This window comes from Aliivibrio friggae (assembly GCF_057368515.1).
The window spans coordinates 2,487,407-2,503,237 of sequence record NZ_CM170648.1 but is presented as its reverse complement, the minus strand read 5'-3'; the positions used below and the strand labels follow the sequence as shown (position 1 = coordinate 2,503,237).

At 40.1% G+C, this 15,831-nt stretch carries 13 protein-coding genes; 6 read left to right on the top strand and 7 right to left on the bottom strand.

Translation table 11 applies throughout. From position 1 onward, the window contains the following. Positions 1 to 4 precede the first annotated feature (4 nt). From coaE to nadC, 6 genes are all read right to left on the bottom strand, one after another. Complete coding sequence (gene coaE / locus AC2INI_RS11555; RefSeq protein WP_122033657.1) at positions 5 to 628, bottom strand: dephospho-CoA kinase; 624 nt, start codon at positions 626 to 628, stop codon at positions 5 to 7. Next, positions 625 to 1,512, bottom strand: coding sequence for a prepilin peptidase (locus AC2INI_RS11550; RefSeq protein ID WP_486304880.1), 888 nt, complete (start codon positions 1,510 to 1,512; stop codon positions 625 to 627). Before AC2INI_RS11550 ends, coaE begins: the two co-directional genes overlap by 4 nt. A gap of 53 nt (positions 1,513 to 1,565) precedes the next feature. Continuing rightward, positions 1,566 to 2,804, bottom strand: coding sequence for a type II secretion system F family protein (locus AC2INI_RS11545; protein ID WP_486304879.1), 1,239 nt, complete (start codon positions 2,802 to 2,804; stop codon positions 1,566 to 1,568). A gap of 20 nt (positions 2,805 to 2,824) precedes the next feature. Next, positions 2,825 to 4,513: a type IV-A pilus assembly ATPase PilB gene (gene pilB, locus AC2INI_RS11540; protein ID WP_486304878.1), complete on the bottom strand. Its 1,689-nt coding sequence runs from the start codon at positions 4,511 to 4,513 to the stop codon at positions 2,825 to 2,827. 3 nt (positions 4,514 to 4,516) lie between these two features. After that, the gene (locus AC2INI_RS11535; protein WP_122033653.1) at positions 4,517 to 4,933 is read right to left on the bottom strand and encodes a pilin; all 417 of its coding nucleotides are present in this window, start codon (positions 4,931 to 4,933) and stop codon (positions 4,517 to 4,519) included. 338 nt (positions 4,934 to 5,271) lie between these two features. Next, positions 5,272 to 6,159 carry a carboxylating nicotinate-nucleotide diphosphorylase gene (gene nadC / locus AC2INI_RS11530; protein WP_162922496.1) on the bottom strand — a complete coding sequence of 296 codons (888 nt, stop codon included), beginning with the start codon at positions 6,157 to 6,159 and terminating at the stop codon, positions 5,272 to 5,274. A 124-nt stretch (positions 6,160 to 6,283) separates the two neighbouring features. Here nadC and ampD point away from each other — a divergent pair, with 124 nt between their 5' ends. The 5 genes from ampD to lpdA all read left to right on the top strand — a co-directional run bounded on the left by ampD (position 6,284) and on the right by lpdA (position 14,194). Beyond that, complete coding sequence (gene ampD, locus AC2INI_RS11525; RefSeq protein WP_122033849.1) at positions 6,284 to 6,835, top strand: 1,6-anhydro-N-acetylmuramyl-L-alanine amidase AmpD; 552 nt, start codon at positions 6,284 to 6,286, stop codon at positions 6,833 to 6,835. A gap of 278 nt (positions 6,836 to 7,113) precedes the next feature. Then, positions 7,114 to 7,884 carry a pyruvate dehydrogenase complex transcriptional repressor PdhR gene (gene pdhR / locus AC2INI_RS11520; protein ID WP_122033651.1) on the top strand — a complete coding sequence of 257 codons (771 nt, stop codon included), beginning with the start codon at positions 7,114 to 7,116 and terminating at the stop codon, positions 7,882 to 7,884. Between the two features lie 55 nt (positions 7,885 to 7,939). Beyond that, positions 7,940 to 10,603: a pyruvate dehydrogenase (acetyl-transferring), homodimeric type gene (aceE, locus tag AC2INI_RS11515; RefSeq protein ID WP_061030632.1), complete on the top strand. Its 2,664-nt coding sequence runs from the start codon at positions 7,940 to 7,942 to the stop codon at positions 10,601 to 10,603. An 11-nt stretch (positions 10,604 to 10,614) separates the two neighbouring features. Next, complete coding sequence (aceF, locus tag AC2INI_RS11510; protein ID WP_486304877.1) at positions 10,615 to 12,492, top strand: pyruvate dehydrogenase complex dihydrolipoyllysine-residue acetyltransferase; 1,878 nt, start codon at positions 10,615 to 10,617, stop codon at positions 12,490 to 12,492. Positions 12,493 to 12,763: 271 nt separating this feature from the next. Beyond that, positions 12,764 to 14,194, top strand: a complete 1,431-nt coding sequence (gene lpdA / locus AC2INI_RS11505) for a dihydrolipoyl dehydrogenase (RefSeq protein ID WP_060994114.1) — start codon at positions 12,764 to 12,766, stop codon at positions 14,192 to 14,194. Between the two features lie 93 nt (positions 14,195 to 14,287). Here the strand turns inward: lpdA and AC2INI_RS11500 are convergent, their stop codons facing one another. Further along, positions 14,288 to 14,893 (bottom strand): TetR/AcrR family transcriptional regulator, encoded by a 606-nt coding sequence (locus AC2INI_RS11500; protein ID WP_122033648.1) that lies wholly within the window; start codon positions 14,891 to 14,893, stop codon positions 14,288 to 14,290. Positions 14,894 to 15,223: 330 nt separating this feature from the next. Between AC2INI_RS11500 and hpt the strand changes: the two genes are divergently transcribed. Further along, positions 15,224 to 15,754, top strand: coding sequence for a hypoxanthine phosphoribosyltransferase (gene hpt, locus AC2INI_RS11495; RefSeq protein ID WP_122033647.1), 531 nt, complete (start codon positions 15,224 to 15,226; stop codon positions 15,752 to 15,754). Positions 15,755 to 15,831: the final 77 nt, after the last annotated feature.

Below are 15,831 nucleotides of genomic sequence, written 5' to 3'. Positions count from 1 at the left end.
GTCTTTATTGATTCTCTTTATTTATAGATGCCTGAGACAATAACAGATATTTATTATGTAGCAGAGCTATTTCATTATCGAGATCGCAAATATTGAGATCATTCTTAATTATGTCATCAGCAAGTGCCAGTCGCTCTTCTCGTGAGGCTTGCGAAGCAAGAATAGCTTTAACTTGTTCAGTATCTACTTTATCACGGGTAATGGTACGATTAATTTGAGTTTGCTCCAAAACATCAACAACAAGGACTCTATTTGCTAGGTATTGCAGCTGATTTTCAACTAAAAGTGGAACAACAAGCAGTGCGTAAGGTGATGTGGATAATGACAGTTGATGCTGCATCTCTTCACGGATCAATGGATGAAGTAAATTATTAAGCCATGTTTTTTCATTGGTGTTTGAAAAAATGCGTTGTCGAAGCTCTGCTCGATTTAGAGTTCCATTAGGTAATAGAATGGAATGACCAAAATGTTCAGCGATAGAGGTTAAGCCTTTTGTATTAGGTTTTACAACATCACGAGCAATGATATCTGCATCCACAATATCGATAGCATGGTTTTTCTGAAAAGTATCAGCAACAGTGGTTTTTCCACTGCCTATCCCGCCAGTAATTGCGACAACATAACTCATAGTGGGAAACCTAAAATTGTAGTGAAATACCATTGGCCAATTTGTTGTCCCCACAATAGGCAGATCCAGCCAGCTATGGCTAAATACGGACCAAAAGGGATCGCTTTATCAAAGCCTTTTTTTTGTGCACTTAACATCGCAATGCCGATAATGGCACCGACAACGGAAGAGAGTAAAACCACTAAGGGCAGCTGTTGCCAACCTAACCAAGCGCCAATGGCAGCCAGTAATTTAAAATCACCATACCCCATGCCTTCTTTACCGGTTAATAACTTAAAGCCCCAATAAATAGACCACAGAATAAGATAGCCAGCCATTGCACCAATAACAGAGTCAATCAAGCTAACAGGGCTCCATCCAACTAAAGCCAAATAAATACCAGACCATACTAATGGTAAGGTAATTTGATCGGGTAACAACATCGTATCAATATCGATAAAGGTTAGTGCGATGAGAACTAAGGTAAATAGGATGGCGGCGACAGCAAAGTATGAGAAGGGAAGTAAGTAAGAGACGGCAAAACACATCGCGCCGGATAAAAGCTCAATAGCAGGGTATCTAAAGCTAATAGGATTACTGCATTGACGGCACTTTCCTTTTAAGAGCAACCAGCTAATAACTGGAATATTGTCATAAAATTTAATTTGAGTGTTGCATTTCGGACAGCGAGAACGAGGCACGCTAAGGTTGAAGACTTCTTCTTTCTTAGCTGTTTTATTCTTTGGTTCTAAATCAGGAAAACAGTCAATGCACTCTTTTTTCCACTCTTTTTCCATCATGATAGGAAGGCGATAGATCACGACATTAAGAAAGCTACCGACTAATAAACCAAATAGTGTAGCAAAGAGTGGGAAGAGCCAAGGATAGTAATCAAAAACAGCCATGTAAAAAGCGTCCAGTATTAGAAGAGCATAAGTACAGAGATGGTATCAGAATTTTATCCTATTACACTCATTAAATTAAAGATAGGAAGATACATAGCAACGACCAACCCACCAATCATACCACCTAGGAAAATGATGATTAATGGTTCTAATAACTTGCCTAAATTATCTACCGTATTATCAATATCTTCTTCATAGATCAGCGCTATTTTATTGAGCATATCGTCAAGTTGTCCTGACTCTTCACCAATCATAATCATCTGAAGTACCATCTCGGGGAAAGCTTGAGAATGACGCATAGCAAGATAAAGAGGCATTCCTGCCGCCGTGCTTTGTTGCACTAAAAAAATTGCTTGTTGATAGTATAGGTTTCCTGCGGTTTTACTGGTGGTTTGTAAGCTGTGTAAAATAGGTAATCCTGAGCTAAAACTGGTTGCTAAAGTACGGCTAAATTTTGCGATAGCCGCTTTGGATAAAATAGAACCAATAATCGGAATGCGTAGACTGTTTTTACTGAGTATCAGTTGCAGCGTATAAGATCGCCTATGAACAGACTTAAAAATAAAACTGCCGATGATCATTAGGATCAATATCCATAGGCCATAGTGCTGTAATAGATATGATGCTTGAATTATTTGCTGGGTAAACCAAGGAAGTTCAGCGCCAAAGCCACTAAAGATATTTTCAAATTCAGGAATGACGAGAGTAAGCATTAAAATGGCCACGATAATGGAAACAAGTAAAACCATGGTTGGGTAAATCATCGCTTTGATGACTTTCGATCTTAATTGTTCGCTTTTTTCTCTATAAGACGCTAAACGCTTAAAGGTTTGGGGCAAGCATCCTGTTTCCTCTCCAGTAGCAAGCATATCAATATAAAAGGGATCAAAGAAAGGGCTACTTCTTAGCATGGCCTTGGAAAGAGGCTCTCCTGATTCTACGGATAAAATTATTTGATTTAATATAGATTTCATTTCTGCTTTGGGATTACTTTCTGCGATAAGCTGCAAAGATTGAACTAACGGTACTCCCGCATTTAGTATCGTTGCTAACTGACGCGTTAATAGAGTGATGTCCTTACCTTTTATCGAATGCTTTATTCTTTCCATGCTAGAAATATGGCGTTTTTTTATTTTCTTTATTCGTATTTGTTGTGTGCTTAGTTTTGCTCTAACTTCTTGCTCATTCAATACCAATAGTGTGCCGGAAACGTTCTGACCTTTCTGATTAAGGCCCCTCCAGTAGAAACGTGTTAAGCGAGGGAAGTTGGCTTTATTTACTGAGTTCTGCATAGTCTGGTGCCATTAAAGTGTTAGAAATAGAGCACTCGAGTGAGTTCTTGTAAGCTTGTTGTTCCATCTTCTAATCGATGAATTCCTGAGGTTGCTAAGCTATCCATCCCTTGTTTAATGGCAAGTTCCTCTATTTCATTAGCTGAGGCTCTTTTTAAAATAGCGGCGGATAATTCTTTGCTAAAAGGCATGACTTCATAAATCCCAATGCGGCCTGAATAGCCATGAGTGCATTTGTTGCAGCCATTTTGGTTGGCTTTAAAAAGGGTACTTTCTAATTTGATGGCATACTTATTTCTGATACCTGAGCTGAGAGGGTCAACGTGTTTACAATGTGGGCACAGTTTTCTTACTAAACGTTGTGCAATGATTAAGCTTAGAGATGAAGCAAGATTGAATTGCTCTATCCCCATATTAGCTAAACGAACAATGGACTCTGCGGCTGAATTAGTATGAAGCGTTGAAAGCACTAAATGCCCTGTTTGGGCGGCTTTGATTGCGATTTCAGCGGTCTCAAGATCTCGAATTTCACCTACCATCACGACATCAGGATCCTGTCGTAAGAATGAGCGTAATGCATGAGAAAAATCAAACCCTATTTTGGGATTTACTTGGACTTGATTAATGCCAGTAAGGTTTATCTCTACGGGATCTTCAGCGGTAGATATGTTTTTATCTGGGGTATTTAAAATATTGAGCCCAGAGTAAAGGGAAACTGTTTTTCCACTGCCTGTCGGCCCCGTCATTAGAATCATCCCTTGGGGGCGTTTTAGTGCAGAGAGGTAGAGTTGTTGTTGCTTTTTACTGTAGCCGAGTTGATTGATATCTAAATATGCAGAGCTGCTATCTAATAAACGCAAGACTACTTTTTCACCCCACAATGTCGGTAAAGAAGAAACGCGCATATCAACGGCGGTGTCATTATTTAACTTGAGTTTGATTCGGCCATCTTGAGGCAGGCGACGCTCTGCTATATCAAGTTTTGCCATTATCTTTAAACGAGCAGAAAGACGTCGACTCAAGTGAGAGGACGGGGTGCTATTTTCTATTAAGATCCCATCGCAACGAAAGCGAACTCGATAGCTGTCTTCATAGGGTTCAAAATGAATATCGGATGCTCCTTTTCGAACCGCTTCAATTAAGATTTGATTAATAAAGCGAGAGACTGGAGCATCGTCTTTACTGAGATCCTCCGTTAATTCGATTTCATCTGAAGAGAGTTCGACAAGAGAAGCAAGCTCGTCTTGAGTGATCTCTTTATATTGCGCAGCGTTTTCAGAAAGTGTGCAGCCATAAACTCGGCGAATTGCTGCGTTGATCTGTTCTTGATCTGCTAGAACAATGTCGATCTGTTTTCCACTAGTAAAACGAAAATCCTCTTCAATGTGGCTAATGCTTGGATCTGAAATCGCTAAACGAATCGTGTTGTTGTCATGACAAATAGGAAGGGCTTGGTATTGGATGATTAGTTCTCGCAGCCCTAGCTTTTGGCATGTCTCGGTATAATTATGCTGAGTGATATCAACACTCTCCAGACCAAAAATACGTGCAAGATGATCAAGTAATTCATTAGAGCTAAATATGCCTTGAGTCAAAAGTGCAGAAGTCACTGTATGTGTTTTTGCTTGGATTAATTCTATGATGGCACTTTCTTGCGTCAAACTGATTAGCTCAGCTTGACGTAGGATTGAGGCTAGATTGGTATGCATTGACTATGAACAACCATCAATAGAAGGAAAAGAGCTCACGCCACCAGAGACTATTTGACATGCCCACCCGGTATCTGTTTTTTCAAAAGTTAAATATGCATCTTTAATTGCGCTTTCAGCATTAAAAAGGAATTTGATTTTGTTATCTGCTGAGATAGATATAGTGCCAAGTTTATTTGATGTACCTGTGATACCCAAATCATTTAAGTTTGTTCCTGATGCTAGCTTTCCTTTCTCCTGATAGATTAATTCAGCAGGGGCTAATAGTGCTTTCATTGTTGCTAATCCTGCTATGACTTCACTTTTAGCGACATAATTTTTATAGGCCGGGACAGCTACGCCTGATAACACACCAATAATGGCAACGACGATCATTAACTCTATCAGGGTAAAACCTCTTTGCCTTTGACGCTCTTTCATTATCTTCTCCTTTACTATTTATCATGTTCATTCAGTAAGAGAAGCATAGAAGGAAATTAGAGAGAAAGAAGAGATAAGCAATGAGCTTTCGAGTTGCTAGAAGGTTTCATGTAAGTGAATGATAGTGATGGATTTCAATTACGGTTCACTTCAAGAAGATAACTTTTCTTATCTAGTATGAGTCGCAATTCTTATTATTAAGCGAGTGAAGAAAAAAGAAGAATGAGAGGCGGAATTTGTGGAGAGTATCGAGGTATTTGAATTGAAGCTTATGTATAGATACAAAAAAGGCTGATGAAGAACCAGCCCTTTGAAATGTTAGCATTCGCTTAAATGACTTATTTAAAGCGCATTGATAAATCCATTGCGTTTAGATGCTTAGTTAATGCACCAACAGAGATGTAATCAACTCCAGTTTCAGCAAATTCTGCAATAGTATCTAAAGTGACATTACCTGAGTTTTCTAATGCGGCGCGACCAGCATTTAGTTTTACAGCTTCACGCATCATATCGGTAGTGAAGTTATCTAACATAATAATGTCAGCACCAGCGTCAATCGCTTGTTGTAGCTCTTCTAGGCTTTCTGTTTCTACTTCAACAGGCTTTCCTGGGTTAAGTTCTTTGGCTGTAGAAATCGCTTTTTCAATACCGCCACAGGCAATAATGTGATTTTCTTTAATTAGATAAGCATCAAACACACCAATACGGTGATTGAAACCACCGCCACAAGCTACGGCATATTTTAATGCACTGCGTAAACCCGGAATGGTTTTGCGAGTATCAAGTAGACGACATTTGGTGTGTGCAATTTTTTCAGCGTAAATTGCTGTGATGGTAGAACAACCAGAGAGTGTTTGAATGAAGTTCATCGCATTACGCTCACCGGTTAATAGTGTGCGTGATGGGCCTGTTAAGGTGCAAAGCGTTTGGTTTGGCTCTACTTTGTCACCATCTTGAACGTGCCATTCGATAGCAACGGTACCACCTAGCTGTTTAAAGACTTCGTCGGCCCACATCTTTCCACAAAATACACCATGTTCACGCGTGATGATTGTTGCAACAGATTGAGTATCTTCAGCGATTAAACTTGCTGTTATGTCAGTACTTACATCTAGTGTTCCACCTAAATCCTCACGTAGTGTATCTGAAACGGCACGAGTGATTTCTGTAGGAAGTTGTTGCTTTAAATATTCAAGACGAGAGGCGCTATCATGGGTTTTGATCATGGTGAGGTCCATTGAATGATTTGAAATAAGTTTATGGCGACAATAATACTCGCGCTAGAGCAGAATTTCATCATAAGATATACGTAAGTTACACAAGTTACTTTAATTCATAGAGGAATAGATGATGAAATTCACTTTATCAACAGATCATTGGCTTAATGAAGCAAGACACTTAGTGTCACCGTTCTATGACGAGCGTCCTGATGATGAAGATATTTCTCTGCTTGTTGTTCACAATATTAGTTTACCACCGGGGCAATTTGGTGGGCCTTATATCGAACAATTGTTTACTGGCACATTGGATCCTACCGCTCATCCATTTTTTAAAGTGATTCATAAATTCAGAGTATCAGCCCACTGCTTGATCCGTCGGGATGGTACTGTCATACAGTTTGTTCCTTTTAATGCTAGAGCTTGGCATGCTGGAATGTCATCATTTGCAGGGCGTGCTCGATGTAATGATTATAGTATTGGTATTGAGTTGGAAGGGACTGATTTTACAGCCTATACTCAAGACCAATATGATAGTTTGGCTGCTGTAACAAACGTGCTACAAGATACTTACCCATTGATTGTTGATCAGCGTATCACTGGCCACCAGTACATTGCGCCGTTAAGAAAGACAGATCCAGGGTTGTCATTTGACTGGGAAAAATACCATAAATTAAGAGGTTAGCTTTAAAGTCTATATGACTGAATTTCTTAAATTTGGCACATTAGTATTTAATATAAATAAAAATTGGTCTGACCAATTGTGTTTGTTATGTTTATATATTGTTAATTAACAATATAAAGAGACTCCATTCCATGATTCAAATCAACTTTTACCTAGACAAATTCCCTTTTTTAATGATAAATTGCACCTCAAATAAAATTGGTAATACCAATTATTTAAAGTGACGAATGACTCACGGTAATGTGGGAAGTAATCAACTTAAATTGGGTTGAGCTACGATGACATATCAAAGGATACGTCAGCCGAAGTTGTCCGATGTAATCGAGCAAGAGCTTGAACGGCTGATTTTAGAAGGAACCCTTTCTCCTGGGCAAAAATTACCAGCAGAAAGAGAGTTAGCAAAACAGTTTGATGTTTCCCGTCCATCAGTACGAGAAGCGATACAACGTTTAGAGGCAAAGCACCTATTAACTCGTCGCCAAGGTGGTGGAACGTTTGTTAATAAAGGTTTATGGCAAAGTTTTTCAGAGCCTTTGCTAGATTTATTAGCAACGCATCCTGAAACTCAATTTGATTTACTTGAATCACGCCATGCGTTAGAAGGCATTTCTGCTTATTACGCTGCTTTACGTGGTAACGACGAAGATTTTAAACGGATTAAAGAGTCACATAAGTTAATCCAACAAGCACAACAAGACGGTGATTTAAAAGCAGAAGCTTCTGCGGTTATGAACTGTCTTATCACGGTGACTGAATCGGCGCACAATGTGGTATTACTACACATGGTCCGTAGTTTAGAACCCTTGCTTGAACAAAATGTATTACAAAACTTTACCTTATTAAATCGCCGTGATGCGGTGGTGGAAAAGGTGAGAGCACATAGAGCTGAAATGGTAGAAGCGATAGTGTCAGGAGAGCCTGAAAAGGCACGTTTGGCCTCTCATTCTCATTTAGCCTATATTGAAGAAACATTGTTGGAATTGACAAAAGAAGAGAGCCGCAGAGAGTGCTCGCTTCGTCGAATTCAACAAAGTAATGATATGGATTAATTCGATTCATTTCATTGTCACCCTATTTGAACCAACAAATAAAAGGATAGCTCGCATGTCTGACATGAAGCATGACGTTGATGCACTAGAAACTCAAGATTGGTTAGAAGCTCTTGAGTCAGTTGTACGTGAAGAGGGTGTTGAACGCGCCCAGTATCTATTAGAGCAAGTTCTTGATAAAGCTCGTTTAGATGGTGTTGATATGCCAACTGGCATCAATACTAACTACATCAATACCATCCCTGTAACGCAAGAACCTGCGTACCCAGGTGATGTTACTCTTGAGCGTCGTATCCGTTCAATTATTCGTTGGAACGCAATCATGATCGTTCTACGTGCTTCGAAGAAAGATTTGGATCTTGGTGGCCACATGGCGTCTTACCAATCTGCAGCTGCATTCTACGAAGTATGTTTTAACCATTTCTTCCGTGCTCCGAATGAGACGGACGGTGGTGATTTAGTTTATTACCAAGGTCACATCTCTCCTGGTATCTACTCTCGTGCTTTCGTTGAAGGTCGTTTAACTGAAGAGCAACTAGATAACTTCCGTCAAGAAGTTGATGGTAAAGGTATTCCTTCTTACCCTCACCCTAAACTGATGCCTGAATTCTGGCAGTTCCCTACAGTATCTATGGGTCTTGGTCCTATTTCTGCTATCTATCAAGCGCGCTTCCTTAAGTACCTTGAAGGCCGTGGCATGAAAGAGACTGGCGCTCAGCGTGTATACGCTTTCCTAGGTGATGGTGAGATGGATGAGCCAGAATCACGCGGTGCGATCTCTTTCGCTGCTCGTGAAAAACTGGACAACTTATGTTTCCTAATCAACTGTAACCTACAGCGTCTAGACGGCCCTGTTATGGGTAACGGTAGTATCATTCAAGAACTAGAAGGCCTATTTAAAGGTGCTGGTTGGAATGTTGTTAAAGTTATTTGGGGTAGCAACTGGGATTCACTACTTGCTAAAGACACGACTGGTAAACTTCTTCAGTTAATGAACGAAACTATCGATGGTGACTACCAAACATTCAAATCTAAAGATGGCGCTTACGTTCGTGAGAACTTCTTTGGTAAATACCCTGAGACTGCAGCACTTGTTGCTGATATGACTGATGACGAAATCTTCGCTCTTAAGCGCGGTGGTCATGATTCATCTAAACTGTTCGCTGCATTCAACAATGCAAAAGAAACAGGCGGTAAGCCAACAGTTATCCTAGCTAAAACTGTTAAAGGTTACGGCATGGGCGATGCTGCTGAAGGTAAGAACATTGCACACGGTGTTAAGAAAATGGACATGACTCATGTTCAACACCTACGTGATCGTTTAGGTCTAGAAGACATTCTTTCTGATGAAAAAATCAAAGAGCTTCCTTATCTTAAACTAGAAGAAGGTTCTGCTGAGTACAACTACTTACACGCTCGTCGTGATGCGCTACACGGTTACACACCTAAGCGTCTGCCTAAATTTACTCAAGAATTCAAAGTGCCTGAGCTTGATGCATTTGCCCCTCTATTAGGTGAGCAAAAGCGTGATATCTCAACAACAATGGCTTACGTACGTACACTAAATATCTTACTTAAAGATAAGAACATTGGTAAGAACATCGTTCCTATCATTTGTGATGAAGCGCGTACATTCGGTATGGAAGGTCTATTCCGTCAGGTTGGTATCTACAACCCACACGGTCAAGATTACACTCCTGAAGATAAAGGTATTGTTTCTTACTACAAAGAAGCAACTTCTGGTCAAGTTCTTCAAGAAGGTATCAACGAATTAGGCTCAATGGCGTCTTGGGTTGCTGCTGCAACATCATACAGCACCAACGATCTACCAATGATCCCATTCTACATCTACTACTCAATGTTCGGTTTCCAACGTATTGGTGACATGGCATGGTTAGCGGGTGACCAACAAGCACGTGGCTTCCTATTAGGTGCTACTGCTGGTCGTACAACGCTAAACGGTGAAGGTCTACAACACGAAGATGGTCACTCTCACATCATGGCAAACACAGTTCCTAACTGTATTTCTTATGACCCAACGTTTGCTTACGAGCTAGCGGTAATCATGCAAGACGGTATTCGTCGCATGTACGGTGAGAACCAAGAAAACGTTTACTACTACTTAACAGTAATGAACGAAAACTACGCAATGCCAGCAATGCCTGAAGGCGCTGAAGAAGGCATCCGTAAAGGTATCTACAAGCTTGAGTCTCATGCTGGTTCTAAAGCTAAAGTTCAGTTAATGAGCTCTGGTACTATCATGAACGAAGTACGTAAGGCAGCACAGATCCTAAGTGAAGATTACGGCGTAGCGTCGGACATATTCTCTGTTACTTCTTTCAACGAGCTAACTCGTGATGGTCAAGATGCAGAGCGTTACAACATGCTACACCCAGAAGCAGAAGCTAAAGTACCGTACATAACAACTGTTCTTGGTAACGAACCAGCAATCGCTGCGACAGATTACATGAAGAACTACGCTGAGCAAGTACGTGCATTTATGCCAACTGAATCATACAAAGTACTTGGTACTGATGGCTTTGGTCGTTCAGACAGCCGTGAGAACCTACGTCGTCACTTCGAAGTTAACGCAGGCTACGTAGTTGTTGCTGCTCTAACTGAACTTGTGAAACGTGGTGATATTGAGAAATCAGTTGTTGCAGAAGCAATTGCTAAATTCAATATCGATACTGAAAAAACTAACCCGCAATACGCATAAGGTAGAAAACAATGACAATCGAAATTAATGTACCTGACATCGGTGCAGATGAGGTTGAAGTAACTGAGATTCTAGTTAAGGTCGGTGACCGAGTTGAAGAAGAGCAGTCACTGATCACTGTTGAAGGCGATAAAGCTTCAATGGAAGTTCCTGCGTCTCAAGCGGGTATCGTTAAAGAAATTAAAATTTCTGAAGGCGATTCAGTAACAACTGGTTCTCTAATCATGATCTTTGAAGCTGAGGGTGCTGCTGCACCTGCAGCTCCAGTAGTTGAAGCGGCTCCAGTAGCTGCTCCTGCTGCGGCATCTGTTGCTGAGCTTAAAGAAGTTCATGTTCCAGATATCGGCGGTGATGAAGTTGAAGTAACTGAAATCATGGTTTCTGTTGGCGATACAGTAGAAGAAGAGCAATCTCTTTTAACTGTTGAAGGCGACAAAGCTTCAATGGAAGTTCCTGCACCATTCGCTGGTACAGTTAAAGAAATCAAAATCGCTTCTGGTGATTCAGTGTCAACTGGCTCTTTAGTTATGATCTTTGAAGTTGCAGGTTCTGCTCCAGTAGCTGCTCCTCAAGCGGCGGCAGCACCAGTTGCAGCGGCTCCAGCAGTATCTGCTGAGAAAGAAGTAAACGTTCCAGATATCGGCGGTGATGAAGTTGAAGTAACTGAAATCATGGTTGCTGTTGGCGATACAGTAGAAGAAGAGCAATCTCTAATTACTGTTGAAGGCGACAAAGCATCAATGGAAGTACCAGCTCCTTTTGCTGGTACTATCAAAGAGATTAAGATTGCAGCTGGCGATAAAGTATCAACTGGCTCTCTAATCATGACATTTGTTGTTGAAGGTGCAGCACCAGTTGCTGCACAAGCGACAGCAGCACCAGTTGCACAAGCAGCTCCTGCAGCAGTTGCAGCGGCTTCTGCTCCAGCAGCTACGGGTGAATTTGAAGCAAACAACGAATACGCACACGCGTCTCCAGTTGTTCGCCGTCTAGCTCGTGAGTTTGGTGTAAACCTTGCTAAAGTTAAAGGTACTGGCCGTAAAGACCGTATCTTAAAAGAAGATGTTCAAAGCTTTGTTAAAGATGCACTTAAGCGTCTTGAATCTGGTGCTGCTGCATCAGGTAAAGGCGGTGACGGTTCAGCTCTTGGTTTACTTCCATGGCCAAAAATTGATTTCAGCAAGTTTGGTGAAACAGAAGTTAAGAAACTTTCTAAGATTAAGAAAATTTCTGGTGCTAACCTGCACCGTAACTGGGTAATGATCCCGCACGTTACACAGTGGGACAACGCTGATATCACTGAGCTAGAAGCATTCCGTAAAGAGCAGAATGCAATCGAAGCGAAAAATGATACTGGTATGAAGATCACGCCACTTGTGTTCATCATGAAAGCAGTTGCGAAAGCACTTGAAGCATTCCCATCGTTTAACTCTTCTTTATCTGATGACGGCGAAAGCATCATCCTTAAGAAGTATGTAAACGTAGGTATCGCTGTTGATACGCCAAACGGTCTTGTTGTTCCTGTATTTAAAGACGTGAACAAAAAAGGCATTTACGAGCTATCTGAAGAGCTAATGGCTATTTCTAAGAAAGCACGTGCTGGTAAATTAATGGCTTCTGATATGCAAGGCGGTTGTTTCACAATCTCAAGCCTTGGCGGTATCGGTGGCACAGCATTTACACCAATCGTAAATGCTCCAGAAGTAGGTATCTTAGGTGTATCTAAATCTGAAATTAAACCAGTTTGGAATGGCAAAGAGTTCGCTCCACGCCTACAGCTTCCTCTGTCTCTATCTTACGATCACCGTGTGATTGATGGTGCAGAAGGCGCTCGTTTCATTACTTTCTTAAACAGTGCATTATCAGACATTCGTCGTTTAGTACTGTAATTAGCGGTAATTGAAATAAACAATAAGGTGGCAAATAAGCCGCCTTATTGCTTCATAAATTGAAGGTTAACTTCAGTTTTTAGAATTAAATACAATTTACGGGTCTTACATACTTTTCATATGAAGTGTATTAACGTGAATTGTTGTCTAGCTCACAGGCTAACCCCATCTTGCTTTCACACTGTTAACATATATGTAAAATAAAGTCAGTCTGAAAACAATACTAGAACATCGGTCAGCCTGTTAGGGAAATGACTATAACGAGGTCAAAATGAGCAAAGAAATTAAAGCCCAAGTTGTGGTACTTGGTGCCGGTCCTGCTGGTTACTCTGCAGCATTCCGTTGTGCAGATTTAGGTTTAGAAACAGTTATCGTTGAACGTTACAACACACTTGGTGGCGTATGTTTAAACGTTGGTTGTATCCCATCAAAAGCATTACTTCACGTAGCTAAAGTTATTGAAGAAGCAAAAGCGATGGCAGATCACGGCATCGTATTTGGTGAGCCTCAAACGGACATCGATAAGATCCGTTTATGGAAAGAAAAAGTAGTTACTCAACTGACTGGCGGTCTTGGCGGTATGGCTAAGATGCGTAAAGTAACAGTAGTAAATGGCCTTGGTAAATTTACTGGCGCAAATACTATTGAAGTAACTGGTGAAGATGGCAACACAACAATCAACTTTGATAATGCGATTGTTGCTGCTGGTTCTCGTCCAATTAAGCTACCGTTCATTCCACATGAAGACCCACGTATTTGGGATTCAACGGATGCGCTTGAGCTTAAAGAAGTTCCTAAGAAACTGCTTATTATGGGCGGTGGTATCATCGGTCTAGAAATGGGTACGGTTTATCATGCTCTGGGTTCTCAAGTTGACGTTGTTGAGATGTTTGACCAAGTTATCCCTGCGGCAGATAAAGATATCGTTAAGGTTTATACTAAGCGTATCAAAAACAAGTTTAACCTAATGCTTGAAACGAAAGTGACAGCAGTTGAAGCGAAAGAAGATGGTATCTACGTTTCAATGGAAGGCAAAAAAGCACCAGCAGAAGCTGAGCGCTATGATGCTGTTCTTGTTGCAATCGGTCGTGTTCCAAACGGTAGTTTACTAGACGCTGAGAAAGCGGGTGTTGCTGTTGATGAACGTGGTTTCATTAATGTTGATAAGCAAATGCGTACTAACGTACCTCATATCCACGCTATTGGTGATATCGTAGGTCAACCTATGCTTGCTCACAAAGGTGTGCATGAAGGTCACGTAGCTGCTGAAGTTATTTCTGGTAAGAAGCACTACTTCGACCCTAAAGTTATTCCTTCAATTGCTTATACTGAACCAGAAGTCGCGTGGGTTGGTAAAACTGAGAAAGAAGCAAAAGCTGAAGGCATTAACTACGAAGCTGCAAGCTTCCCTTGGGCTGCATCAGGTCGTGCAATCGCTTCAGATTGTGCTGATGGTCTAACTAAGCTTCTTTTTGATAAAGACACTAACCGTGTTATCGGTGGTGCTATTGTTGGTACTAATGCTGGTGAACTTCTTGGTGAAATTGGTCTTGCAATCGAAATGGGTTGTGATGCAGAAGATATCGCACTAACTATCCATGCTCACCCAACATTGCACGAATCAATTGGTATGGCTGCTGAAATCTATGAAGGTTCTATTACAGACCTTCCAAATGCAAAAGCAGTTAAGAGAAAAAAATAATTTTCTCTCAAACCATTAGAGTTTAAATATAAAAAAACCGCTGATTAATCAGCGGTTTTTTTTATTATCACTTCCTGAATTTTATTCTGAATATTATTTATAAATACACAGCATGTTTAAGAAACAATTTGCCGTTTCTTCTAACTCTTCAGGAGAATTACTTCGATTCGCTTGAATGAAAACGGAGTAACAAATGCCATGAAGCATTTTTGCTAAGTTCTCAGGAGTATGATCGTTACATACTTCATTTCGCTCAATACCTTCAGCAAACATAGTACGAATGATCTTTTGATTATTCACATGAGTACTTAAGAATAAAGGCCACACTTCTTCGCGTGTTGATGTACTCCATTCAAACCAAACTTTAATCCATTTATTGTCAGAATGAACTGAATCAATAATGTTCATTAAAAGGGTGTTAAGGTTTGTACGGACATCAAGTTCTAGAGAAATTGAGTTTTGTACAAATTGGTGGAACTGCTCTTCAACTTTATTCAATACATCATCAACAAGATCTTCTCTTGTTGGGAAGTAATTAAAAACCGTTGCGACCGATACTTGCGCGATTTCTGCAACATCAGCATGACCGCCACGGCCAATACCACGTTGTGAAAATACCTCGATTGCAATATCAAGCAGTTGTTCTTTACGCTTTTCTGGAGATAGCCTTGTTCTAGGCCTTTTTTGGATCGTATCCATTTTATTATATCCTTGCCAACAAATTATTATTTTTTATAGGGTTTTATTATTATTATTCTCAATAACCTTACATAAGGCTGCTTATATATTCAACAACTATTCACCAAATCAATTAAAAATATGACGGAGTTAAAGGTTATTTTTAGAAATTGCAATTATTTACCGTATAAACTTATTTTAACAGTATCTGTTTTATAAAGTATTGTGAGTTAATCACAAAGTAGTATAAAAAACTTTTGTAATTGAACGCATTTTATTTGTAGTTTTTGTTGTAAACTGTATAGGTCTAAACCCTACCGTCGGTAGGTTCAATGAATTAAGTGAGATGGTATGAAACATACAGTAGAAGTAATGATCTCTGAGCAAGAGGTTAGCCAACGCGTTAAAGAATTAGGGCAGCAGATTGCAGAACACTATAAAGAGTCTGATGGTCTAGTTATGGTTGGTTTACTACGCGGTTCGTTTGTATTTATGGCCGATTTAGCTCGCGCTATTGAAGCACCAATGACCGTTGATTTCATGACAGCATCAAGTTATGGCAACAGTATGGAAAGTACGCGTGATGTTCGTATTTTGAAAGATCTTGATGATGATATAAAAGGCAAAGACATCTTATTAGTGGAAGACATTATCGATACGGGTAATACACTAAGCAAGGTATGTGAAATCTTATCTATTCGTGAGCCAAACTCAATTACGATTTGTACACTGCTTGATAAGCCTTCTCGACGTGAAGTTGATGTTAAAGTGGATTGGATTGGTTTTTCTATACCTGATGAATTCGTTGTGGGTGTGGGTATTGATTACGCTCAAAAATACCGTAATTTACCTTATATTGGTAAAGTGGTACCACAAGAGTAATATCAATATTGAATTACAGTAATTTAAAGTAACTAGGTTATTTTAAATATAAAAAGTCGAAGATGCATTTGTGCCTT